At 38.3% G+C, this 23,747-nt stretch carries 22 protein-coding genes; 12 read left to right on the forward strand and 10 right to left on the reverse strand.

Annotated features, from left to right (window positions below; all coding sequences use genetic code 11):
* Positions 1-93: 93 nt before the first annotated feature.
* A complete protein-coding gene (locus tag TOL5_RS01470) occupies positions 94-603 on the forward strand; it encodes a hypothetical protein (protein ID WP_004826268.1) in 510 nt (169 codons plus the stop codon).
* 85 nt (positions 604-688) lie between these two features.
* Here TOL5_RS01470 and TOL5_RS01475 read toward each other — a convergent pair whose 3' ends face one another.
* From TOL5_RS01475 to fadB, 6 genes are all read right to left on the reverse strand, one after another.
* Positions 689-1,186, reverse strand: coding sequence for a DUF4189 domain-containing protein (locus TOL5_RS01475; protein ID WP_121774274.1), 498 nt, complete (start codon positions 1,184-1,186; stop codon positions 689-691).
* 84 nt (positions 1,187-1,270) lie between these two features.
* Positions 1,271-1,762, reverse strand: a complete 492-nt coding sequence (locus TOL5_RS01480; RefSeq protein ID WP_121774273.1) for a DUF4189 domain-containing protein — start codon at positions 1,760-1,762, stop codon at positions 1,271-1,273.
* An 84-nt stretch (positions 1,763-1,846) separates the two neighbouring features.
* Entirely contained in the window at positions 1,847-2,338 is a 492-nt protein-coding gene (locus TOL5_RS01485) for a DUF4189 domain-containing protein (protein WP_171428642.1), read from the reverse strand.
* A gap of 481 nt (positions 2,339-2,819) precedes the next feature.
* Positions 2,820-3,671 carry a hypothetical protein gene (locus TOL5_RS01490; RefSeq protein ID WP_121774271.1) on the reverse strand — a complete coding sequence of 284 codons (852 nt, stop codon included), beginning with the start codon at positions 3,669-3,671 and terminating at the stop codon, positions 2,820-2,822.
* Positions 3,672-3,828: 157 nt separating this feature from the next.
* Positions 3,829-5,001 (reverse strand): acetyl-CoA C-acyltransferase FadA, encoded by a 1,173-nt coding sequence (gene fadA / locus TOL5_RS01495; RefSeq protein ID WP_009584468.1) that lies wholly within the window; start codon positions 4,999-5,001, stop codon positions 3,829-3,831.
* Positions 5,002-5,013: 12 nt separating this feature from the next.
* Positions 5,014-7,167: a fatty acid oxidation complex subunit alpha FadB gene (fadB, locus tag TOL5_RS01500; protein WP_121774270.1), complete on the reverse strand. Its 2,154-nt coding sequence runs from the start codon at positions 7,165-7,167 to the stop codon at positions 5,014-5,016.
* 591 nt (positions 7,168-7,758) lie between these two features.
* Here fadB and lpxO point away from each other — a divergent pair.
* The 7 genes from lpxO to TOL5_RS01535 all read left to right on the forward strand — a co-directional run bounded on the left by lpxO (position 7,759) and on the right by TOL5_RS01535 (position 15,174).
* The gene (gene lpxO / locus TOL5_RS01505) at positions 7,759-8,703 is read left to right on the forward strand and encodes a lipid A hydroxylase LpxO (RefSeq protein ID WP_005035309.1); all 945 of its coding nucleotides are present in this window, start codon (positions 7,759-7,761) and stop codon (positions 8,701-8,703) included.
* Positions 8,704-8,807: 104 nt separating this feature from the next.
* On the forward strand, positions 8,808-9,227 hold the full coding sequence (locus TOL5_RS01510; RefSeq protein WP_121774269.1) for a PH domain-containing protein: 420 nt from the start codon (positions 8,808-8,810) through the stop codon (positions 9,225-9,227).
* 331 nt (positions 9,228-9,558) lie between these two features.
* A complete protein-coding gene (locus TOL5_RS01515) occupies positions 9,559-10,113 on the forward strand; it encodes a hypothetical protein (protein WP_227543973.1) in 555 nt (184 codons plus the stop codon).
* Between the two features lie 130 nt (positions 10,114-10,243).
* Positions 10,244-12,043, forward strand: a complete 1,800-nt coding sequence (uvrC, locus tag TOL5_RS01520) for an excinuclease ABC subunit UvrC (protein ID WP_009584445.1) — start codon at positions 10,244-10,246, stop codon at positions 12,041-12,043.
* 142 nt (positions 12,044-12,185) lie between these two features.
* Positions 12,186-12,980 (forward strand): thioesterase family protein, encoded by a 795-nt coding sequence (locus TOL5_RS01525; protein WP_035300236.1) that lies wholly within the window; start codon positions 12,186-12,188, stop codon positions 12,978-12,980.
* A gap of 106 nt (positions 12,981-13,086) precedes the next feature.
* Positions 13,087-13,674, forward strand: a complete 588-nt coding sequence (gene pgsA / locus TOL5_RS01530) for a CDP-diacylglycerol--glycerol-3-phosphate 3-phosphatidyltransferase (RefSeq protein WP_004826293.1) — start codon at positions 13,087-13,089, stop codon at positions 13,672-13,674.
* 336 nt (positions 13,675-14,010) lie between these two features.
* The gene (locus TOL5_RS01535) at positions 14,011-15,174 is read left to right on the forward strand and encodes a hypothetical protein (RefSeq protein ID WP_046759903.1); all 1,164 of its coding nucleotides are present in this window, start codon (positions 14,011-14,013) and stop codon (positions 15,172-15,174) included.
* 347 nt (positions 15,175-15,521) lie between these two features.
* Here the strand turns inward: TOL5_RS01535 and TOL5_RS01540 are convergent, their stop codons facing one another.
* The 4 genes from TOL5_RS01540 to TOL5_RS01555 form a co-directional block, all read right to left on the reverse strand.
* A complete protein-coding gene (locus tag TOL5_RS01540; RefSeq protein WP_009584473.1) occupies positions 15,522-15,740 on the reverse strand; it encodes a hypothetical protein in 219 nt (72 codons plus the stop codon).
* A 192-nt stretch (positions 15,741-15,932) separates the two neighbouring features.
* Positions 15,933-16,556 (reverse strand): hypothetical protein, encoded by a 624-nt coding sequence (locus TOL5_RS01545; protein ID WP_005035326.1) that lies wholly within the window; start codon positions 16,554-16,556, stop codon positions 15,933-15,935.
* A gap of 30 nt (positions 16,557-16,586) precedes the next feature.
* Positions 16,587-16,994, reverse strand: a complete 408-nt coding sequence (locus TOL5_RS01550) for a DNA polymerase III subunit chi (RefSeq protein WP_005035328.1) — start codon at positions 16,992-16,994, stop codon at positions 16,587-16,589.
* Positions 16,987-18,435, reverse strand: a complete 1,449-nt coding sequence (locus TOL5_RS01555) for a leucyl aminopeptidase (protein WP_046759905.1) — start codon at positions 18,433-18,435, stop codon at positions 16,987-16,989. The genes TOL5_RS01550 and TOL5_RS01555 overlap by 8 nt, the downstream gene beginning before the upstream one ends.
* Before the next feature lie 144 nt (positions 18,436-18,579).
* Between TOL5_RS01555 and lptF the strand changes: the two genes are divergently transcribed.
* The 4 genes from lptF (at position 18,580) to TOL5_RS01575 (ending at position 23,665) form a co-directional block, all read left to right on the forward strand.
* Complete coding sequence (gene lptF / locus TOL5_RS01560) at positions 18,580-19,680, forward strand: LPS export ABC transporter permease LptF (protein WP_010591214.1); 1,101 nt, start codon at positions 18,580-18,582, stop codon at positions 19,678-19,680.
* On the forward strand, positions 19,680-20,750 hold the full coding sequence (gene lptG / locus TOL5_RS01565; RefSeq protein ID WP_004826310.1) for an LPS export ABC transporter permease LptG: 1,071 nt from the start codon (positions 19,680-19,682) through the stop codon (positions 20,748-20,750). Before lptF ends, lptG begins: the two co-directional genes overlap by 1 nt.
* A gap of 166 nt (positions 20,751-20,916) precedes the next feature.
* Positions 20,917-22,464 (forward strand): 2,3-bisphosphoglycerate-independent phosphoglycerate mutase, encoded by a 1,548-nt coding sequence (gpmI, locus tag TOL5_RS01570; protein WP_121774267.1) that lies wholly within the window; start codon positions 20,917-20,919, stop codon positions 22,462-22,464.
* A 28-nt stretch (positions 22,465-22,492) separates the two neighbouring features.
* Entirely contained in the window at positions 22,493-23,665 is a 1,173-nt protein-coding gene (locus tag TOL5_RS01575) for a S41 family peptidase (protein WP_042088582.1), read from the forward strand.
* Positions 23,666-23,747: the final 82 nt, after the last annotated feature.

The following is a 23,747-nucleotide window of genomic DNA, read 5'->3' on the forward strand; positions in this document are numbered from 1 at the left end:
TAAATTGTTATAGCCTATTTAATAGACAATATTCAACATTTAAAAATCATTTTATTGCATTGATAATCTGATTTATTTTTTTAGGTGAAATGTATGAACTTTATCAAAGTTTCTATACTTGCAACGGCATTGTCTGTTTGGTTACCCACTGTACAGGCGGAAGAAGTTGCGTCATTGCCGACAATTAAAGTGATGGCAGATTCTGAGCTTCGTCAGGAAGCGGTAGGTGTTACGCCTTATCAAGAAAACAAAGCTGTGCGTAGAGCATTGCAACATCAAGTTATTAAAAAAGAGAACGAAATTCAAAACTATAGTATTGGCGATAATATCGGTGTATTGGATATTCAGCCTAAAGCGCCTGAACCTAATTTTAATCAAATTCCTTCAGCATTACTGAGAGAATATGTGTTAGCTGTTGCAAATGGTTTACAGTCTTCTGACCCTACTACAGGTTTATTTACCATGATTGAACCACTTTCAATGGGTATGAATCGAGATAAAGCTTTGGAAGCTGTTCGTAATGGAACGTTTCAGTTGAATTTTGATAAAGCACGTTTAGACTTGATGTTAGGTGATAAGTGGCAAAGTGGTCTGCCTAAATAATCAATATAACAGTGTTCTAAATATATGTTGAAGCCAATCTGTTGATTGGCTTTTACTATTTTAGGCGTTTAATTTATTAATTGAATTAGCGTATTAAAACGGGGGCTGTGCAGTTTGAATAAAAGACTTCACAGGTTTTACCATTATTGTTCTCAGAGCAATCAGAAATAGCCAATTGAGTAGCTTTTTCTATAGTTGATGAGCTTTGATAAGTAATATTTACTGGTCCACTTGCGTTCATTGGCTGAGCAACTGTCGCACATTGATTGTGATAAGCGAAAACTATTTTGCAAGCAGAGCCACCATTATTTTTACATTTGGTCATTGCCTCTTTTGCTGCGGCCCGTCGAGTAAAATGACCTGTCGATGTACTGATGATATCTGTATCAAAAGAGTTCGCTATAGCCCCCCAAGTTTTTTTCCAGTATGCCGTATTGACTGGTGGAGCAGTGGAATAACCAAGTTGATCAGGTGGAACACAACTCGGTGTACCTTGAGGAATGCCTTGTGGACAGCTTTGGGCAAAGGTAGATAACGATGTAAATAATGTCAGTGTTGCTAAAACAAATCTCTTTTTATTCATGATTATTGTCCTTTTAAATCTGATTGACTCGTTGATAAGTGAGTCCTTGTTTTAAACGCTCTAAATCATTGAGCATTAATTGAATTAGCGTATTAAAACTGGTTCTGTACAGTTTGAATAAAAGACTTCACAGGTTTTACCATTATTGTTCTCAGCGCAATAGGGTAGAACAAGCCGCGAGGCTTCTTTTAAAGTAGCTGCACTTTGATATGTAACTCTTACTAAGCCATCTTCATTGATAGGTTTTGCCATTACGGCACATTGATTTTTATATGTAAAAGTAATTTTACATTCATTCCCGCCTCTGCTTTTGCATTTATCCATAGCTTCCTTGGATGCAGAGCGACGACTAAAATGACCAGTTGATGTACCGATAGCAAATGGAGATTCCGCCATCGCTCCCCAAGTTTTTTTCCAGTAAGCCGTATTGACTGGTGGTGCAGTGGAGTAACCAAGTTGATCAGGAGGAACACAACTCGGCGTACCTTGAGGAATGCCTTGTGGGCAGTTTTGGGCAAAGGTAAATAAAGATACAAATGCTGTTAAAAAGGCTAAAACAAATCTCTTTTTATTCATGATTATTGTCCTTTTAAATCTGATTGACTCGTTGAGAAGTGAATCCTTGTTTTAAACGCTCTAAATCATTGGGCATTAATTGAATTAGCGTATTAAAACGGGTGCTGTACAGTTTGAATAAACAACTTCACAAGTTTTTCCATTATTGATGTTGGAACAATAGGGGAGTGCAAGTTTAGATGCATTTTCAATCGTTGCATTACTATGGTAAGAGTATTTAATTAGACCATCCTTATTTGATGGTCTGGCAATTACTGCGCACTGATTTCTGTATGTAAGTACGATTTTGCATTCAATACCTCCGTCCGCCTTACACTTACTCATTGCTTCTTTTGAAGCCGAACGGCGACTAAAATGACCAGTTGATGTACCAATAGCAAGTGAAGAATCGGCTATAGCCCCCCAAGTTTTTTTCCAGTATGCAGTATTCACGGGTGTAGCAGTGGAGTAACCAAGTTGATCAGGTGGAATACAACTCGGTGTACCTTGAGGAATGCCTTGTGGACAGTTTTGGGGAAAGACCGACATACTGATTGCGAATAAGGATAGAAATAGCAATGTCTTCATGAAAACCATAATGTTCACCTTGTATGGACTTATCTTTTGAATGGATTAAGCGTTATTTGCCCAATAAAAAATGATGAATACCCACTTTATCCATTTTTATAATCAAGACGTTTTTTCTTAGATATTTTAGAAAGTTAGCCAAAAAAATATTTTGCTAATTAACATTATTTATATTAATTTAAGATTTTATTAATTCAAAGTTTAAATTTGATTAATAACTGAATTGTAATAAAACAATCTGCTTTCAAAGTCAGTTTTTTGTAGATCGTGGAGTTTATCTTAGCGTTATGGAATTAAATCGATTGGCTCTGCGGGGCTTGGGATTGAAAGAATTAGAGTTTAGATTATATGCAAAGGTACACAATATCTTGAAAATAGCAGCCTAAATAGGCTGCTTCTGTAATCTACTTAAATTTAAAATAAAAGATAATTTCGACTATTTAATTGAAAATATTAAATTATTGCTTTTAAACATTTCTCAAATTGCTATTTACTCTTGTTTATTTTCAAACAAAGGGTCTAATACTGTATGTGCTTCCATTGTATGGTTTTTAGTGGAGAAAATATTTCCATCGAGTGTCGAATATTTATTCCATACAAATTCCTGTTTGCCAAGATCAAAGAGCCTAACTGAATAAAATTGTCCTTGTTTTGGTATATAGGTTGTTACTAGCCCTGCCTCTGCCCCCATTGTTGCAAGCGTTACTCCAACACTTAATGCACCCATTGCTAATTTAGAACCTGCTGAAGCTTTTAAGCCATCCAGTGATACCACAAAAATATAATTTGATTTTGACCAATCTTTTAAAGTATTAATCGTCTCAGGTTCCAGAATGGGAAGTGGTAAAGCCAATTTTTTATTTCTTGAATTTGCCAAGATTACTTCATTTGATTTTGCAATGTACTGATTAAAAGCCAAGACAGCCTTTTGTTGATCAACATTCATATTTGAGTTAGTGGTATTTAAGAATGGATAATTTGTGATTTCCGCACGTTTTGAATCTTTATTTATAAGAATATCATATTTTTTTAGCTGTTCTTCTGGCATCGATCCACAAATGAAAGGAGAGGCAATTTCACTAATTTGTACACCATTCTGGTTCAGTTGTTTTGAGAAGGTTTGAATAAATTTTTCACTGGTTAATTGTGTAGGTTGATTTAGAATCAGATCTTTACCTAGCTCATTAGTAAGTAAACAACTATTGACTAAAATAGCCACGGGCTGGACCTGAAGCTTCATTTGTGTTTGGTTAAGTTGATTACGCATTTCAGGTGATATTTTTGTTGTGGTACAACCTGCAAAAATTACACTTATAACAAGGGGATAAATCAATTTTTTCATAGCTATTTTAATTCATGATTTAGCAAAGTTTAATTTCAGTTCAAAACATACAAAGATTAAGTTAAATTTTAATTAAAAGAAAGTTTAATTATAGTTATATGAATAAAAAAATCCCCGCAATAAGCGAGGATTTTTTTCGAGGTGTCTTAATTAAAATTTAAACACGTTCGATAATTGTCGCGATACCTTGACCAAGACCGATACACATGGTTGCAAGACCGATTTGTGTATCTTGTTGCTCCATCACGTTCAACAATGTTGTGGTGATACGTGCACCAGAACAGCCCAATGGGTGACCCAATGCAATCGCACCGCCGTTCAAGTTGATCTTGTCTTGCTTGTCATAGATGTTCAAGCCTTTCATTACAGAAAGACCTTGAGCGGCAAACGCTTCGTTTAACTCGATGGTTTGGATATCGTCCATCGTTAAGCCAGCACGTTTAAGCGCTTTTTGTGTTGCAGGAACAGGACCATAACCCATGATTGCAGCATCACAACCAGCAATTGCCATAGAGCGAATCACCGCACGTGGCTTAAGACCTAAAGCTTGAGCACGTTCAGCAGACATCAATAACATTGCAGACGCGCCGTCAGACAATGCAGAAGAAGTCGCAGCAGTTACAGTACCGCCTTTAGGGTCAAATACAGGACGCAATGCTTTAAATGCTTCAATGTTTGCATCTGGACGAATCACTTCATCGATGTCACATAGAACTTTAAAGCCATTGGCATCATGACCTTCAACACCAATGATTTCGTTTTTAAAACGACCTTCTTGTGTTGCAGCCCAAGCACGACGGTGAGATTCAACACCAAATGCATCTTGTTCATCACGGCTAATACCGTTCATACGACCTAACATTTCAGCAGTTAAACCCATCATGTTAGATGCTTTTGCATAGTGTTTTGATGCTTCAGGGTTAAGGTCAATGCCATGCATCATACCTACGTGCCCCATATGCTCTACACCACCCACGATGAAGATATCACCTTGGTTTGTTGCAATTTGAGCAGCAGCAGTATGGATGGATTGCATAGAAGAACCGCAAAGACGGTTAACCGTTTGACCACCAACAGTTTTTGGTAAATCAGCCAACAATACGATGTTACGACCAATGTTCATACCTTGTTCTAAAGTTTGGTTCACACATCCCCAAATTAGATCTTCAACTTCATTGACATCAAACTGGTTACGAGCAACTAAAGCACGTACTAATTCAGCAGATAAGCTGTCCGCACGTACATTACGGAACATACCATTTTTGGTTTTACCCATTGCAGAACGTACGCCATCAACGATGACAACGTCACGTGGATTTAAAGTAGCCATTCACGTTGCTCCTTAACCGTAGAATTTTTTGTTGTTAGCAGCCATGTCACGCAACATTTGTGGCGCTTCATAAGCTTTACCTAAGTGTGCGTATTTGTCGCAAAGTGCTACATATTCAGCTACACCAGTTTGGTCGATGTAACGCGCAGGACCACCACGGAATGGAGGGAAACCAACACCCATGATCATTGCCATATCTGCTTCAGACGCAGTTGCAACAATGTTGTCTTCTAAGCAACGAACAGTTTCGTTACAGAACGCAAGCATCATACGGTCAATAATTTCTTGTGGATCAAACTCATGTTTTTCAGTTGTTGCCATAGTTGCAACAAGATCATATGCAGTTGGATCAACAGTTTTGGCTTTTTTGCCTTTACGATCAAGTTCATATTTATAGAAACCAACGTCGTTCTTTTGACCAAGACGTTTGTTTTCATACATGATTTCGATTGCACCTTTGTAGTCAGGCTTCATACGGTCTGGGAAACCTTCAGCCATAACTTCTGCACCATGAACACCTGTGTCGATCCCTACAACGTCGATAAGGTATGCAGGACCCATAGGCCAGCCGAATTTTTCCATGACTTTATCCACTTGCTGGAAGTCAGCACCATCTTTAAGAAGAAGGTCAAACGCACCAAAGTAAGGGAACAATACACGGTTAACAAGGAAGCCTGGGCAGTCATTTACAACGATTGGTGTTTTACCCATTTTCTGAGCAAGTACTACAGTTGTGGCAATTGCTTCTTCAGAAGTTTTTTCACCACGGATCACTTCAACCAACGGCATCATGTGGACTGGGTTAAAGAAGTGCATACCGACAAAGTTTTCAGGACGAGCCAAGGCTTGGGCAAGACGTGTAATTGAAATTGTTGAAGTGTTCGATGCAATGATTGTATTTTCACGCACTTTAGCTTCAGTATCTTTCAATACAGCTTCTTTGATTTTTGGATTTTCAGTCACCGCTTCAATCACGATATCGACTTCTTTAAACTCGTCATAGCTTAAAGTTGGGCGGATACGTGCAAGCGTTTCACCCATTTTTGAAGGTGTCATCTTTTTACGTTCAACTTGTTTAGTCAACAATTTGTTCGCTTCAGACATACCCAATGCAAGTTGTGGGTTACCAATATCTTTCATGATGATTGGTGTGCCTTTGCTCGCCGCTTGGTAAGCAATACCACCACCCATAATACCCGCACCTAAAACAGCTGCTTGGTTAACAGGATGAGCACCTTTTTCATGCTTTTTAGATGCTTTTTTCACAACTTGGTCGTTGATGAATAAGCCAATCAAAGCACCTGCTTGTGGTGTAATCGCCGCTTTAGCAAATGCTTCAGCTTCAATTTTTAACGCAGCGTCACGTTTTTGGCTAACGCCTGCTTGAAGTGAATCAAGAAGAAGTTTTGGTGCAGGGTATTGGGCTGGATTTGCTTTAGCCAGTACCACACCTTTAGATGAGTTAAACGCCATCATTTGTTCAAGCATGTCTAATTTAACAGGCTCTAATTTTTCTTGACGTTTTGCTTTCCAGTCCAAACGACCAGAGATCGCTTGCTTGACAAGATCAATCGCAGCTTCTTGTAATTTGTCAGCAGCGACAACAGCATCTACAGCACCGTCTTTAAGTGCAGCTTCAGGGCGTTTGTTTGCTGACGTTGCAATCCACTCTACAGCGTTATCAATACCGATCAAACGGCTTAAACGAACTGTACCACCGAAACCAGGGATGATTCCCAATTTAACTTCAGGTAAGCCTACAGTTGCAGTCGTTGACATGACACGGTAGTCACACACCAGACACATTTCAAAACCGCCACCCAAAGCAATGCCATTGATCGCAGCAACTTTAGGAATTTCTAAGTCTTCAAACGCATTGAAGATTTCGTGAACAGGCATTGCCCATTCTACAATCGCACTTTCGCCTTGCTTAAAGTTATCACCGAACTCAGTGATGTCGGCACCAACGATGAATGTAGATTTACCAGAAGTAACGATTAAACCTTTCACTTCACTGTTATTTTTTACAGCTTCAATAGCAGCTTTAAAGTCTTCAATCGTTGCACGGTTGAATTTGTTAACCGACTCACCTTGTAAGTCAAAGCGGAATTCTGCAATTCCGTCCGAAAGCAATTGGACGGTAATGGCATTGCCAGCGTGGATCATGCCCTGATCTCCTTTTTTGGAGGACTTCTAAGTTGATGTTCTGAAGTGTGTATGCTTTTCCCGCACACATTTCGACTTCACTAATCTTACGATAACTATATCTAAAAATAACCTAACAAGTTGTATCAAGCCGTGACGCAAGGGTCATCAATTTTTTTTGGATATCATATTGATTTAACCTGTTGAATTTTAAGAAATGTAAGTGATTTTTGTGTAAGTATTTATATTTTATCAATTTAATTTATATTTTATTGAGCATTCTTTCACAAAAGGATTGAGCTGAAATATTAAATTAGGTTTGTTATTTCTGTCATTTAGGTCAATAAATATGATTTTAATCGATGTTTTTAGCTATCTATCAGCGAAACGCTCATTCATATCTTGAGAGAAATGAACTAAACAAACAGGTTATAATATTTTAAATATATCAATCAATATACAAAAATATCAGTAATAAAATATTTAAAAAACATATGGTTGGTTGGTTTTAGTTTTTTTGATTTGTAGATTTGATATAATAAAAGTTACGCTATCTAATTCTAATGTTCACAATGCTGTAGAACATCCCGATTTTTTAAAAAAGAGTGCTATATGATTAAATGGATCATATTGGCGATTTTTGTGATTTCTGCTTTGTATATCCAAAATCGCGGTAAAGTACGACATTCGTTTTATCGTCAATTTTTTGATCATTCAACGATACTCGCACCGATTAACTTTCTCATGTATATGTTTTCAAAAGTGCCGAATCAGCCGTATATCGACACGCAATATTTTAAAGATTTAAAAGTATTGGATGAAAACTGGGAAATGATTCGCGATGAAGCGCAAGCTTTATATGCTAAAGGTGGAATTAAAGCTTCAAGTACATATGATGACTTGGGTTTTAACTCGTTCTTTAAAACAGGTTGGAAGCGTTTTTATCTGAAATGGTATGATTCTGCCCATCCATCTGCTGCGGAACTTTGCCCAAAAACAACGGCTTTATTGAAAACTTTGCCGACCATCAAGGCAGCAATGTTTACTGAACTTGCACCTGATAGTCGTCTTGTTCGTCATCGTGATCCTTATGCAGGTTCTTTGCGTTATCATTTGGGATTGATTACGCCGAATGATGACCGCTGCTTTATTGACGTAGATGGTCAACGTTATTCTTGGCGTGATGGTGAAAGTGTGGTTTTTGATGAAACTTATATTCACTATGCCGAAAATACCACGGATCAAAATCGTATTATTTTCTTTGCTGATGTTGAACGTCCTTTAAAAACCAAGTTAATGGAGCGCTTTAACCATTGGTTTGGTAAAAAAGTTATGACGGCTGCCAGCTCTCCAAACGAAGCAGGCGACCAAACTGGCGGTTTAAATAAAGTTTTTGGTTATGTTTATCAAATTCGTATCAAGGCGAAAGCGCTGAAAAAATCCAATCGCTCATTGTACTATTTTTTAAAATGGTTCTTGATGTTGGGTATTTTCTTCCTGATTTTTATTCGTCCTTATATGCCGCAGATTATTGCTTTTATTCAAAAGCTAATCTGATTTAAAGCGCCCATTTTGGGCGTTTTTTTATTGTATAAATAAATGATTCAATGATCATATTTCAGCTAGAATATTATTTTGTAAAACAAATGATAAAGAACGTGATGCAAAAATTTCATACTAAAATTGATTGGTGGGTCTTAGGTTTCTTAATTGCAATGACAGGTTTACTGGTTCAATTGCTGTTTACGATGTATGCCAAAGGAACAATGGTTGAATATCCTGAGCATACAATAGTTTATATTCTCACGATTGCTGTGATTTGGTGGCCTGCATTCAATACTCGCTATAGGATTCAAGACGGAACATTGAGTATTTCTTGCTTATTTTTAAAATGGCATATTCCATTGGCAAGCATTCAAAGGATCACACCTACTCATCATTCGATTGCATCACCTGCTTTATCTTTAGATCGGTTAAAAATTGAATATAGTAAAGATGGTGAAATTAAGCAGGTTCTGATTTCTCCAAGAAATCACCAAGCTTTTATTGAGGCTGTAGAGAAACAACAACTTATCAAATAGTGATTGAATCAACGCTTGTGTAGTCATCAGAAAACTTGGCTCAAGTGTTATACATGAACCATCGAGAACAATAATGATCCCCATTGGTACTTTTAGCTTTCTACAATTCTTTTTATTATTTATCTGCCCAATATTAGGGGGGATTTCATGCATCATCTTGATTGTCTTGGGACTGAATTATTGCATTCAAAAATTTATCAATAAGGTTCCGAATCAGCATTTTTTGTCACTGAAAGTAAAATGTTTTTTAGTATTCTTTGCGGTTTTCAATATCTGGAATATCTATCTGTTTTTTCTGTCAGAACGAGTAAGTGATGAGGTCAATGTATCGATGGAAAATAAAGAAAAACGTAAACGTTTTATATTGCCAGTGGATTATGTTTATGATGGTTTTGTATTTCCTCAAGGAACATTAATCAATGCATATAATGCGCATGACGAAGGTGGTCGTTATCGTTATTTAACGCTTTCAGGGCTTGAACAAGCACGTTTTCAACAGCCGGTTTATATTGCTGATGTTTGGGCTAAGGCGATTAAGGTTGACTCAGATTATGAGTTTTTAATTGAACTTTCAAAAGATCAAGATATTTCACCTGTTTACATTCCGGATGGTCAAGGTGAATTTAAAATAGATTCTGTCCATACTTCAAGACATTGTAAAAAAGATCAAATCGCGCAATATACAGTGAATTCTGGTTACTATCCTGATAAAGATTATACCAGTGAAGACTGGTATACACTTGAAAAGGAACGTTTTGATCCAAAACAATGGCTGTTTAGAGGCTGTTTTTCCGCTCCGCCAATCTATGTCGATCGCCCTTATCCACAAACAAAACTATATGATGAAGAACGAATGAGCGAGGTAACGAATGCTGCAATAATTTAAAATTGGCTGTTTTAAGGCATTAAAGACTTATTTTTAAAAAACAGTTTCAGAATTAAATACAATTAAAATGCTTGAAAATAGGCTTAAAAGCATCACATTATGAGGTGTAGAGCGGAACAACAGGTTTAATGTGAACGAAAACGCACGTGCAAATATTGAAAAGATTTTAGCCCATATGACCACCTTACCTGGTGTCTATAAAATGCTGGGAAAAGATGGCGAATTGTTATATGTGGGAAAAGCCAAAAATCTAAAAAATCGTGTATCAAGTTATTTTGTCAAAACCATCGAACATCCCAAAACTCAAGCATTGGTTGCACGAATCTATAATATTGAAACCTTGGTGGTTCGTTCTGAAACAGAAGCATTGTTGCTTGAGCAGAATCTAATCAAGCTGCATCGTCCACCATATAACATTATGCTGCGTGATGATAAGTCATATGTTTATATCTTTGTATCCGCAGATAAGCCTTACCCGCGTATTGCCTCAGGACGAGGTAAAGGGAAACACCAAGTGGGTAAGTTTTTTGGACCTTATCCCAGCGCATATAATGCGCGAGATACCCTGCTTGTTTTACAGAAATTATTTAATGTACGTCAGTGTGAAAATAGCTATTTTTCACAGCGCAAACGCCCGTGTCTACAATATCAAATCAAACGTTGTACTGCACCTTGTGTTGGACTGATTAGCCCAGAAGCCTACCATGAAGACGTTCAGAACTCGATTCGCTTTCTCAATGGTGATACCAAAGAGTTGAATCAGGAGTTGATTCAAAAAATGGAACAGGCTGCCGAGAATCTGGAATTTGAAAAAGCAGTATTTTATCGTGATCGTATGGCTTTACTTAGAGATGTTCAGGCACAACAAGCCATTTATAAAGTGAAAGGCGAGGCTGATATCTTGGCAATTGCCTATCAGGCAGGAGTGACCTGTGTACAGATCATGCATGTGCGTAATGGCAAAATGCTGGGTGGAAAAAGTTATTTTCCAGATATGCTTGGTGATGATCTGGGGCAAATGTTGGCAGATTTTATTGCCAATTTCTATTTTCAAGTGGCAGATGAAGTCCCTGCTGAATTGATTGTGAATGTTGAGGTTTCTGATCGGAAAGAATTAGAAGCAGCATTGCATCAACAATTCGAAAAGAAAATTCAGATTAAACACAATGTTCGAGAAACTCGTGCTGAATGGCTGGAGTTGGCTGAAATGAATGTACAGCATGCCATCAAAGGTAAACTTGCCAACCATTTAGAGCTAAATGAGCGTTTTTATCAGCTTGAGCAAGTGTGCGGTCGCCCAATTGACAGTATTGAATGTTTTGATATTTCCCACACGATGGGTGAGGCAACGATTGCTTCATGTGTGGTGTTCGATGCAGGTGGGGCACGTAAGCGCGATTATCGACAATTCTCCATCGAAGACATTACAGGTGGTGATGATTATGCTGCGATGCGTCAAGCACTGACTCGACGTTATAAAAAAGCCATGTTGCCCGATTTATTGCTGATCGATGGGGGCAAAGGTCAGTTACATATGGCGATGGAAGTAATGCAAGAGTTGGGCTTAGAAGCGTTTATGGTTGGAGTCTCTAAAGGTGAGGGGCGTAAACCGGGTTTAGAAACCTTACATTTTACCGATGGTACAAAAATACAACTCCCAGAAGACCATAAAGCCCTGCATTTGATTCAACAAGTCCGCGATGAAGCGCATCGTTTTGCCATTACCAAACATCGCGCTAAGCGTGATAAACGTCGAGGTGGTTCAGTGCTTGAAGCAATTCCTGGTTTAGGACCAAAACGCCGCCGTGATTTACTTACCCATTTTGGTGGTATTCAAGGTGTACTCAAAGCTTCAGAACATGATTTAAAAAATGTTCCGGGTCTTGGTGATGTCATGGCACGTATGATTTATAAAGTTTTGCATGAGTAAACGGCCCCTGTTATCCGTAATACATTGTTATCAGGGATAAGGTGCATTTGCCAAAACGACCATTGACGCATGAGTCATTGATCATTTTCATCTTGCTTTAAATATGGAACAGTACAGCAAAGGTCATAAAATTGGACAGATCATGTCATTAGAATCGCTGTTTCAGCAGATTGAGCAAAAGCAATGGATTGATATTCCTCAAGGATGGTTACAAGGACGTACAATTTTTGGCGGTCTTGTCGCTGGTATGTTGATTCATAAAGCCATCACCACCATTGCTGATACTGGGAAAAAGCTACTTAGCTGTAGCATTACATTTGTGGGTCCAGTTGAAGAAGCACAGGTTAAATTAACTGCTGAAATTCTTCGTCAAGGCAAGTCTGTGACAACAATTGAGGTTCGACTTTGGCAAAATGAAGCTGTGCAAAGTATTCTTATTGCCAGTTTTGGAAGTCAGCGCGATTCAAAAATTCAGGTCGCAAGAGAGCCACAAGTGCCTGATTTTCCATCACTTGATCAAATGAATATTGTGCCGAAGTATTTACCTTTTCCTGAATGTGTAAAGAATTTTCAATTGGGATGGACCGAGGGTAATTATCCCATGACGGGCAGTAAGCAACCTGATTTTGCTGGGCGTTGTCGTTTTGACCCTGATCTACACAGTAATCGTGAAATGCATGTTGCAGATCTGTTGACGCTGATGGATGTTTGGCCACCGGGAGTCTTGCCGATGTTTAAAATGCCCGCGCCTGCCAGTTCACTCACTTGGCATGTCACCTTGGTTCATCCACTTAACAATCAGTTGAATGATTGGTTTAAATATCAAGTAATCACAGACTTTGCTGAACATGGCTATGCAACAGAGCATGCTTACTTATGGGACGAGCAAAATCGCCTCATTGCGATTGCAAGACAGACAGTTACTGTATTTGCCTAGTCGACAGTTTTACGTGAATCGTATAAAGTATGAATGAAATAGAGCTTTACTCTACATGATTATTTACCATTAAATTGGGTAAATAGGGGACTCACTGGCGGTGTCTATGACTACAGGTCGTATCCTGAATATTCCAAATATCTTGACGCTTGCTCGGATTGCGTTAATTCCAGTTTTTTTAATCATCGCCTATTGGCCACCTGCAATTGGAGTAGGTGGGCATACTGGTGGCATGACACGACATATTATTTTAACTGCAATTTTTGTGATTGCTGCTGTGACGGACTGGTTTGATGGCTATTTGGCTCGAACTTTGAATCAAACCTCAGCATTTGGGCGTTTTTTAGATCCCGTTGCAGATAAATTGATGGTTGCAGCAGCTTTAATTGTATTGGTGCAATGGCAACCTACGATCGCAATGGCGTTTGCCGCAATTGTAATTATTTCCCGAGAAATTACTGTTTCAGCATTACGTGAGTGGATGGCTGAATTAGGTGCACGTACCAATGTTGCGGTATCGACTGTAGGTAAATATAAAACAGCATTTCAAATGATTGCGATCACGGTATTTCTGTTAAATTGGCAACCTCTTGAAATGTTAGCTTACGCATTACTGTATACAGCAGTCATTTTGACGTTATGGTCGATGTTTATTTATCTCAAAGCAGCGTGGCCTTATTTGAAGCAACCTTAAGAAACAAAAGTTGTTGTTTAACTTATGGTCGTAATGGGAAATTAATGTATTTCACCATTACGACATCATTCAAAGATAAAATAATTTACTTTCCCTTTGCATTTGTCGTTACTCGTGATCAGAACTTATACCATTCAAGAAAACTTGCAACATATAGCTAGTCTGTTAAAAAAACATTTTTTAAGTATTTGATTTTAAATTATTTGCTGTGTACCAAGACTAAAATATAAGATTGACTGTGATCTTATGCTATATTGCTGAAGAACAAGATTAGAAAAAATACTGTTGTGACGTTCTCGTTAACTACATCGTCATCAGTAGAACAAAGGAATATTTATGTCATCATTGTTTTATTTATCAAATCAAAATTTATATTTATTGGATGGAAATAAAAGTATAACCGTACCTTGCCAAGCGATTGACCAATATAAGAAAAATCTAGTTGAGATTCAGCAGCGTAAAGAGTGGAAAACCAAAGGGACTGGTGCTCAGTTTACGGGAAATTTTTCACAAGATGATCAAGTTGATTTAAATCATATTTTTCCAACCGATGTGGTCTTAACATCGGATCATAAAATGATTTATACCGCATGCTTACAAGAAGGAACATCAATTAATATTAAATCTCTCAATGACTTGCAAGAAACAGAGGGTTTAATACTCAGAAAAAATGATTTTGTGGTTCAGGACATGGCATATGATGAAGCGAAAAAACGATTAGCACTCTCTGTCAATTCAAATGGTTATGAGCGCCATATTTGTATTTTACCTTTAGACGCTAATCGGACACAGTATTTAACAGAAGGCGACTGTCAGGACTCAAATCCATGTTTTGATCCACAAGATACTATGCAACTTTATTATGACTCTTGTGGTCTAGCTTATGGCGAGCATCGAATTGCTTATAGCCCAAAGGAAATCTATCATTTAGATATGGGGACAGGTGAGTTACAAACAGTTGCTTCGGACCCGAAATTTGATTTCTTTAAACCTAAAATGGATAGTTTAGGAAATTTATATTTTATTAAAAGACCTTATTCACGTGATGGTAGTCATCATTCGCCAGTGACCACAATAAAAGATATTATTTTTGCACCATTTAAAATTATTCGGGCAATTGTGGGCTGGTTAGATTTTTTTACACAGCGTTATACAGGGGAATCTTTAAAAACAACATCAGGGAATAATCCTGCCAAGTCTCAACAAAAGTCAGAAGAAGAATTATTTGTTGAAGGTAATCTGATCAAAGCTCAACAAAATTTAGAGCGTAATCAGAAGTCTGGAGAAAAATACCCTGGCATGATTCCAAAGTCTTGGGAGTTGGTTAAAATGTCACCCACGGGTGAAATGACGACATTAAAGCGAGGGGTGATGAGCTTCGCTTTAAAAGATGACACTATTTTTTATTCCAATGGAAAATATTTAATTGAACTTGATGCAGATCAAAATGAGCATCTTAGAATTGAAGCTAAGCTAATTTCAAAGATTATTTGTGGATGATATTGTCATTTTTGAAGTAAAGAAAACGTCATTGAGTGTTTTCTTTATGGAGCATTTTTTCGAATTAAGCTTAGCAATGTTTTTAAATATTATTCAGCTTGACCAACTTGAAAGTGCTCTCATTACATATGGTCAATCTGCTTAAAAACACCTGCAATAAAATATAATGTCTCTTGATCAATACAATCAATCTATTGTTGAATCATATCAAACTTTTATTGCCAAACTTTGCCGCTAAAGCTTAAATAACTTAGGGCTTCATCTAGGTGATGCTTCATTAAAAAGTCCTAAGGATGAGCAGTTGATTTTGACTCAGGCTTAACATTTTTTTATTAATACCGCACACATTAATTTTTGATAATGGTGAGTGATGTATGACCAAATCGTGATTTGGTTTGATCAGTATTTTTGAGTGAAAAACTGCCTTTCTCTGATTCTCGAAAAAGAAATACCGACAATGATTGAAAATCTGCACGACTAATGAATAAATCTTGTATAGACAGGGTCCATTTTTCTCCTGAACGTAGTTGAGCAATTCGGGTCGAAATTTGCTTGAGCAGATCCATTTTATTCATCCTGATTAAGGTAATAAATACTTTGCTATAGTATGTAAAAATAGTATTTATCACATCATTTATTTTGCCCTAATTGTTGCAAGATCATTTATCAAGGCTATCTAGCATGACTATTTTGTGACAAAGATATTGCATTTTCGTGACAAGTCAAAAAGGCTTTAGATATAAAATAGATAAGCTTTTCTATTTTTCTGCTGAAAAATTGGAATTTGCTAAAATATATTCAATTTCATCTTTTGCTGCTGTTTGAAGTTTACTGCGAAAGGCATCTACCGCTTGTTCAATCAATGTTTCAGCTTCTAATTCAAGACGAAGACGGACACTTTCTAGCTCCGAGGTGATCTGTGCATCTGCAACAGCAAATTGACCATTGGCATAGTCGATCGCTGGTGTATCAGGATTCTTGGTATATTTTTCACTATAAATTGAAATTTCAAGATCAATTTGCTGACGTAAATTTTGTAAGTTTAGTGTCTGTTGTTCATATTGCTGAGTTTCATCTTTTTGTAGTTCTAAATTATAAGCATCTTGTTGTGCACGTTTTTCAGCTAAAGCTTTCTCTAGCGCTAATTGTTTACGAACACGGGCTTCTTCGATCAATTGAGCTTTTAAGTCAGCATAAGCTTGTTCTACTTTGAGTTGAGCAACTTGCATTTCACGTTGGTCGTTGCTTAACCACTGTTGTACATCCGTTTTTGGGCTGAGAAGATCACAGATGCGATTGAGGTCATCTACAAAAGTTTGGCGTACAGCCTCAGGCGTGTCTAACCAACGCTTTTTAAAATCTTGACCGACATTTAATGTCACCGCATATCTCCTTGGGAAAATGTTTAAAATTTATAACTTATAGGTTTGAGGCTGAGTACCCATGTGTCGATAGGCTTTGTATTTCTCTCGACCAACTTGCTTAGCAGACTCATCATTTTCGATGATTTCTATAATGTGACTAAATTGTGTCACTTGTTCAAGTGCTTGACTGTTAAAATTAAACACAATCCATTCAGATGATTCGGGAAGTTTGGGGGAAATACAGATCGGTGCATCGACTTGATCAATACCATGCGCCAAAAAACTAGTGGGATCAAAAGACCACAAATATTCATCCAGTTGTTGTTGCATATTCACATCAGGGCAATGCAGCCAAATTTTAGCTGCATTTCGTAGAATTTTACGACATAAACGACAAGCACTTTCAACTTGTCGTTCAGGGCTTTTTTCAAACAAGTAAAAGCTAATTTTAGCCATTTGTTTTTACACGATTGGCAATGAATTGCATGAGTAATGGTACTGGACGACCAGTAGCGCCTTTATTTGCGCCAGAGTTCCATGCTGTACCTGCAATATCCAAGTGCGCCCAACGGTAGTCACGAGTAAAGCGTTCCAAGAAACACGCTGCGGTGACTGCGCCTGCTTTAGGACCACCGATATTGGCAATATCCGCAAATGGGGAGTCAAGTTGCTCTTGATAGTCCTCATAAACTGGCATGCGCCATACACGGTCAAATGATGCGTGTCCTGCTGCCGTAATTTCTTCTGCGAGTTCATCATCAGGTGTAAATAAGCCCGATACAACAGAACCTAGTGCAACCACACAAGCACCTGTTAATGTTGCAATATCAATAACCAGCGCAGGATTGAAACGCTTGATATAGGTTAACGTATCGCAAAGCACCAAACGACCTTCTGCATCAGTATTTAAAATTTCAACAGTTTGTCCACTCATGGTGGTGACAATATCGCCAGGGCGGGTTGCATGACCTGATGGCATGTTTTCAGCGGCAGCAATTGCACCGACCACATGAATCGGTAGTTTTGCTTCACATAGGGCACGGATAGTACCCAATACCGATGCTGAACCACACATATCAAATTTCATCTCATCCATGCCTAAGCCTGGTTTCAGTGAAATACCGCCTGTATCAAAAGTAACACCTTTACCAACCAATACAATTGGTGCTTGGTCTATATCTGCCTTATATTCGAGTGTAATCACACGTCCAGGTCGGTCAGAACCTTTGCTGACAGCGAGAAAAGCGTTCATGCCTAAATCAGCCAATTGCTGTTCTTCGAGTACAGTTACTTTTAGCAAATCAGGAAATTCAGCGGCTAAAGCACGGGCTTGTTCTGCTAAATATTCTGGAAAGCAAATATTTGGTGGGCAATTGCCCAAGTCACGGGTAAAGTTTTGACCCTTTTGCACAGCAGAGATCAAATGCAGTTTTTCGCTATTTAAATCTGATTGTGTCGCAATAAATTCAATACTTTCTAAGCTGAATTCATTCTTTTTAGATTTATACTCATCGTAACCATAAGCGGCTTGAGTGAGGCTTAATGCAAATAAATAGTGCAACTCTGAAGGGAGCGCAGAAATATCAATACTGACTTGTTGGAATTTTTTTTGTGACGCTTTGATAATGGTTTGTGCGATTTTTGCTAATTTTGCAACTTTGACATCAGATGCTTTATCTAAACCAATTAAGGTACATTGCGCAACTTGAGTTAGCTTTCCGATCAGTGGTAAAGTTTCATTTAAGCTTGCTTTATATTGAATGCTATCAATCAATGCGTTTAAGTCATTGATTTTATATGTTTCTTGGACCTGTTGTAAGTTTTCAGAATCCACCAGAATAAATAACGCCTGGCGAGATGTAGACGCTGAAAATGACGTGTTAATCGTAAGTTTCATATGTTGTCTTTGTGCCTGTTGTACATTTCAAATCATTAAACCATTGAACCACTTCAAATGGTAGAATTTCAATCTAGTTTTATAATTTTAACTTCGGGTAAACTAGCGCTACGTCATGATACTACCCTTATTTGGAAGATTAATTTGATTATTCGACGCTACCTTGTCAAACAAGTCGTTTCGACCTCCTTAGTGGTGGTTGCATTATTGACACTCATCATGATGGGTGGGCAATTGATTAAGCAATTTGGTCGTGCTGCAATGGGGCGTGTAGACCCAAGTATTCTATTGAGTATTATTGGATTTCGTTTACCTGAGTTCTTGACCTTAATCCTTCCTTTGGGTTTCTTTATTGGGCTGATGTTGGTTTTTGGTCGTTTATATGTTGACCATGAAATGGCCGTGCTCAATGGGAGTGGAATCAGTCGTATTCAGGTTGCTCGATTATTAATTCCATTAACCATTGTTTATTTGCTTGTACAAAGTGCGTTAATGATCTGGATTTCACCTTGGGGACTTCGTCAGTATGGGCAATTGGTTTCTACCCAAGCTGTACGAACTGGTTTTGATTTAGTTCGACCCAGAGAATTTATTTCATCGGGTGCATATACCATCTATGCTGGTTCTCTGTCTGAAGATCGAAAAAATCTTAAAGATATTTTCTTTTATCAGCGTGCAGAGAAAGAAGGTAAGCCTGATGTCATGATTTTGGCGAAAGAAGCGACCCGTGTGGAAATGGCGAATGAAACTGCAAGTGTTGTGGACTTGGTTCTGGGGCGACGCTATGAAATTTATCCAGGTACACCGAAATATAGTCAAACTGAATTTCAAACCTACCGTTTACGTTTAGAGAATAATAAAGAAGCAAAGTTTGAAAGTGATGAGGTTGAAGCACTCGGTTTTGGCAAATTACTTGAGAATAAAGATGACCCAGTCATACAAAGTGAATTGGGATGGCGGTTATTTGTGCCATTCTCAATGATTGTAGCTTTAATGTTAGCAACGGCTTTGTGTGAAGTCAGTCCACGTCAAGGTCGCTATCTTAAACTCTTCCCAGCCTTATTGATTTTCGCCAGTTTGATTGTGGCGTTGATGGCGATTAGAACAAGGATCAGTAAAGATGAAGTTGGGATTTGGGCATATCCTGCAATACTCTTGTTCTATGCGATTGCCGCTGCTTTATTTTCAAGAAAGCAGAAGTTGGCACCGAAGATTAAGAAGCAAATACAGCGAGTGAAATCATAATGTTAGCACGTAGAATTGTCGCAAAACATGTGACCAAGACCACAGTACTCGCTATGGTAGGCGCAACAGCTGTGCTTTCCATTTTGCAAATTTTATTTACCTATTTAGGTGAGCTCAGTAGCTTAAAAGACAATTATACAGCGTGGAATGCATTGCAGTATGTTTTGTGGGGGGCACCTCGTTATCTCTATGAAATCCTTCCTATTGCAGCTTTGATTGGTGCCGTTTTGGGTTTAGGCTCTATGGCATCAAATAGTGAGTTAATTGTCATGCGTGCTGCAGGCATTAGCTTATGGCGCATTGTTGGATGGGTAATGCGTTCTGCAATGCTTTTGGTGATTCTTTCTTTTGCTTTGAGTGAATTTGTTATTCCTTATACCAATGAGCAAGCCAAAAGCATTAAAAGTCACCGTAGCGTTGCAGCATTGGGTGAAGTAAAAGGCTATTGGACACGCGAAGGACAACGGTTTATTTATATTGATTATGCCAATTCACAAGGCACGTTGAAACAAGTTCAGGTGGTGGATTTCGATGAAAATTATCGAATGAAATCTTTGCTCAATTCTGAAGAAGGTCAATTTTTAAAAGAAGGGCAATGGAATTTAAAACAGACTGCTCAAGTCAATTTACTTGCCAATGGTCAAGCACAAGTGGTTGATCAAAATCAGCAAAATCTAGCTCTTGCACTACAACCTAAGTATGTTCATATGGTGACGATTGATCCAGAAGATTTAGCACCAAGTCAGTTGTTAAGTTTTATGGATTATATGCATGAATATAGTCAAGTACCGAAAACCTATTTATTGGCATTCTGGAAAAATGTAGGTTCACCTTTTGCCTTGTTGGCACTGGTTTTGATTGCTTGTTCATTTATTTTTGGACCATTGCGTCAGCAATCTATGGGATTCCGTTTGGTGATTGCCTTATTTGTGGGCTTGGCATTCTATTATGTGCAGGACTTTTTAGGTTATGCCAGTCTGATTTATGCTCCATCACCCGCATGGTTTGTTTTTTTACCGATCGTATTTATGTTTGGTATAGGGAGCTACTTATTGTATCGGGCTCGATAAGAAATCGTTATATAAGAAATCGGTATATAGCAATCAACTACAGCGAATGAGATAAGAATTTTAGATTGTGGCAAACAGTTATTGCCATTGTCTAAGGATAGAGTCTGCCGTAAAAAAACGGTAAGATATGATGATTAATTTGTAAACAGTAAAAAGAGTGTAAATCATGACGGATGCAACTGCTGGCAAAATCCCTCACGTTCTGGTGATTATGGATGGTGTGGGTCATCGTGAAGCGGTCGAAGATAATGCGTTTTTAGCAGCCAAGACGCCAAATCTAACCATGATGCAAGAAAAGCATCCGCATAGTTTAATTTCAGGTTCAGGTGAAGACGTTGGTTTACCTGATGGGCAAATGGGCAACTCAGAAGTGGGGCATATGAACTTGGGTGCAGGTCGTGTGTTATATCAAGACTTCACTCGTATTACCAAAGACATTCGTACTGGTGCTTTTTTTGAACATGAAGTATTGATTGATGCTGTAGAAAAAGCCAAAGCGGCAAATGGCGCTGTCCATATTATGGGCTTGTTGTCAGAAGGTGGTGTACATTCACATCAAGATCATATTATTGCAATGTGTGAGCTGGCTTTAAAACGTGGTGCAAAAGTTTATTTACATGCCTTCCTAGATGGTCGTGATACTCCTCCACGCAGTGCAAAACCTTCTTTGGAAAAATTGGATGCAGTCTTCGCACAGTACCCTCAACAAGGTCGTATTGCGACAATGATTGGTCGTTACTTTGCAATGGATCGTGATAATCGCTGGGACCGTGTAGAGCAAGCCTATCGCTTAATGACTGAAGGTGAAGCTTTGCGTGTTGTTGATTCAGCAACTGAAGGTTTAGAACAGGCCTATGCAGCAAATGAAAATGATGAGTTTGTAAAAGCAACCCGTATTGGTGACATCGCCAAAGTTCAAGATGGTGATAGCATTGTCTTTATGAACTTCCGTGCGGATCGTGCCCGTGAAATCACCAAAGCTTTTGTAGAAAAAGATTTTGCTGGCTTTGAGCGTAAAGTGGTTCCTCAACTGTCAAAGTTTGTCATGTTGACTCGCTATCAAGCAACTATTGATGCGCCTGTGGCTTATATGCCAGAAGAATTAAAAAATTCAATTGGTGAGTACCTTTCATCTTTAGGTAAAACGCAATTGCGTATTGCGGAAACAGAAAAATATGCCCATGTGACATTCTTCTTTAGTGGTGGACGTGAAGATGAATACCCTGGGGAAAAGCGCATTTTAATCCCGTCACCTAAAGTCGCGACTTATGATTTACAACCTGAGATGAGCGCACCTGAAGTCACTGACAAACTTGTCGAGGCGATTAACTCAGGTGAGTTTGATCTTCTGGTCGTGAACTATGCAAATGGTGATATGGTCGGGCATACAGGTGTATTTGATGCGGCAGTCAAAGCAGTTGAAGCAGTTGATGTAAGTTTGGGGCGTTTATATGACGCTGTTATGGCAAAACATGGACATATGTTGATTACTGCCGATCATGGTAATGTTGAGCAAATGCAAGACTATGTAAGTGGTCAGGTGCATACTCAACATACCACAGAACTTGTACCGTTTATTTATGTTGGTCCGACTTCAGCAACAATTGCAGAAGATGGCGTGCTTGCAGATGTCGCTCCAACAATCTTAACTTTAATGCAGCTTCCTGTACCGAAAGAAATGCAAGGTCGCAATTTAATTACGTTAAAAGTCTAAATATCATTATTCAAATTTAGGTGCGGGAATGGTTCAAGCTTGGAAGTATGTTGCTGTATTAACAGGGTTATTAACTTGTGGAAGCCATTCCGTTTGGGCAGCCGAAAATGCTGCCACACTTGATTTTGATGGTGATGTTGAAGAAAGCATTGCAGAAGTTCCAATTGAATCAATTGAACAATTTGTTCAGATTTATGGGATTGTCAAAGACAACTATGTTCAAGAAAAGCCGGATGATGTACTGTTCCTGCAAGCTATTAAAGGCTTGGTCGGTGGCTTAGACCGTTATTCGCGTTATTTAAGCCCTGAAGAATATAAACAACTGATGCAATATACCGAGAGTGATCTTGCAACAGCAGACTTTGAATTGGGCTTTGATAGCCATATTCATCAGTGGAAAATTCAGAATCTACGAGACAATGCTGATTCATTTAAATTAGGTTTAAAAAATGGATTCACCATTTTTAAAATTGAAAATCAAGAGTTGAAAAATTTAAATGCTGAACAAGTCGAAGATTTGTTGCATGGTTCGATCGGCTCTACCTTTCAATTACAACTGAATGAGAAAAGCCCTGCAATCACAGTAGTCAGAAATCGTAAGCTTGATGTTGCTGATATTGAACCTGTGATGTTGCATAATCAGGTTTTGGTGCTTAAAGTTAAAGTTTTTCAACAAGATACTGCGAACGAAATTAAACGATTAATTGAAGAATATAGCACTCAAAAAACCAAGGCAGTTTTATTCGACCTGCGTAATAATCCGGGTGGCTTACTTTCTGCGGCCGTTGAAACAGCCGATTTATTTTTAAATCAGGGAATTATTGTTTCAACCAAAAGTCGTTCCGAAGGAAATCAACAGTTTCAGGCTCTACCCGGTGATGAATTTTCAAATATTAAATTGGGTATTTTGATCAATGGTCGTTCTGCTTCAGCAGCTGAAGTATTTACTGCTGCCATGAAAGAACATCAACGTGCATGGGTGGCAGGTGAGAAAAGCTATGGCAAAGGTGTGGTACAGAAGTTATTTCCGTTGCCAAATGGCGCAGCTTTACAGATGACTGTTTCGCATTATTATACCCCGAATGGCAATATGATTGATGGGCAGGGGATTCGTCCGAATTGGGAATATCCTTGGGCATTGGATCAAAAAGAAGAAACTTATTTAAATAATGTTGCAGACCAATTATTAAAACATCGCTGATCGAATGTGAATGACATAAAAAAGCTGAGTATTTGATTCTCAGCTTTTTTTGATTATGAACAAAATTTATTATTGTTCGAGA

The sequence above is a fragment of the Acinetobacter sp. Tol 5 genome, from assembly GCF_019702905.1.
GTDB lineage: Bacteria > Pseudomonadota > Gammaproteobacteria > Pseudomonadales > Moraxellaceae > Acinetobacter > Acinetobacter bereziniae.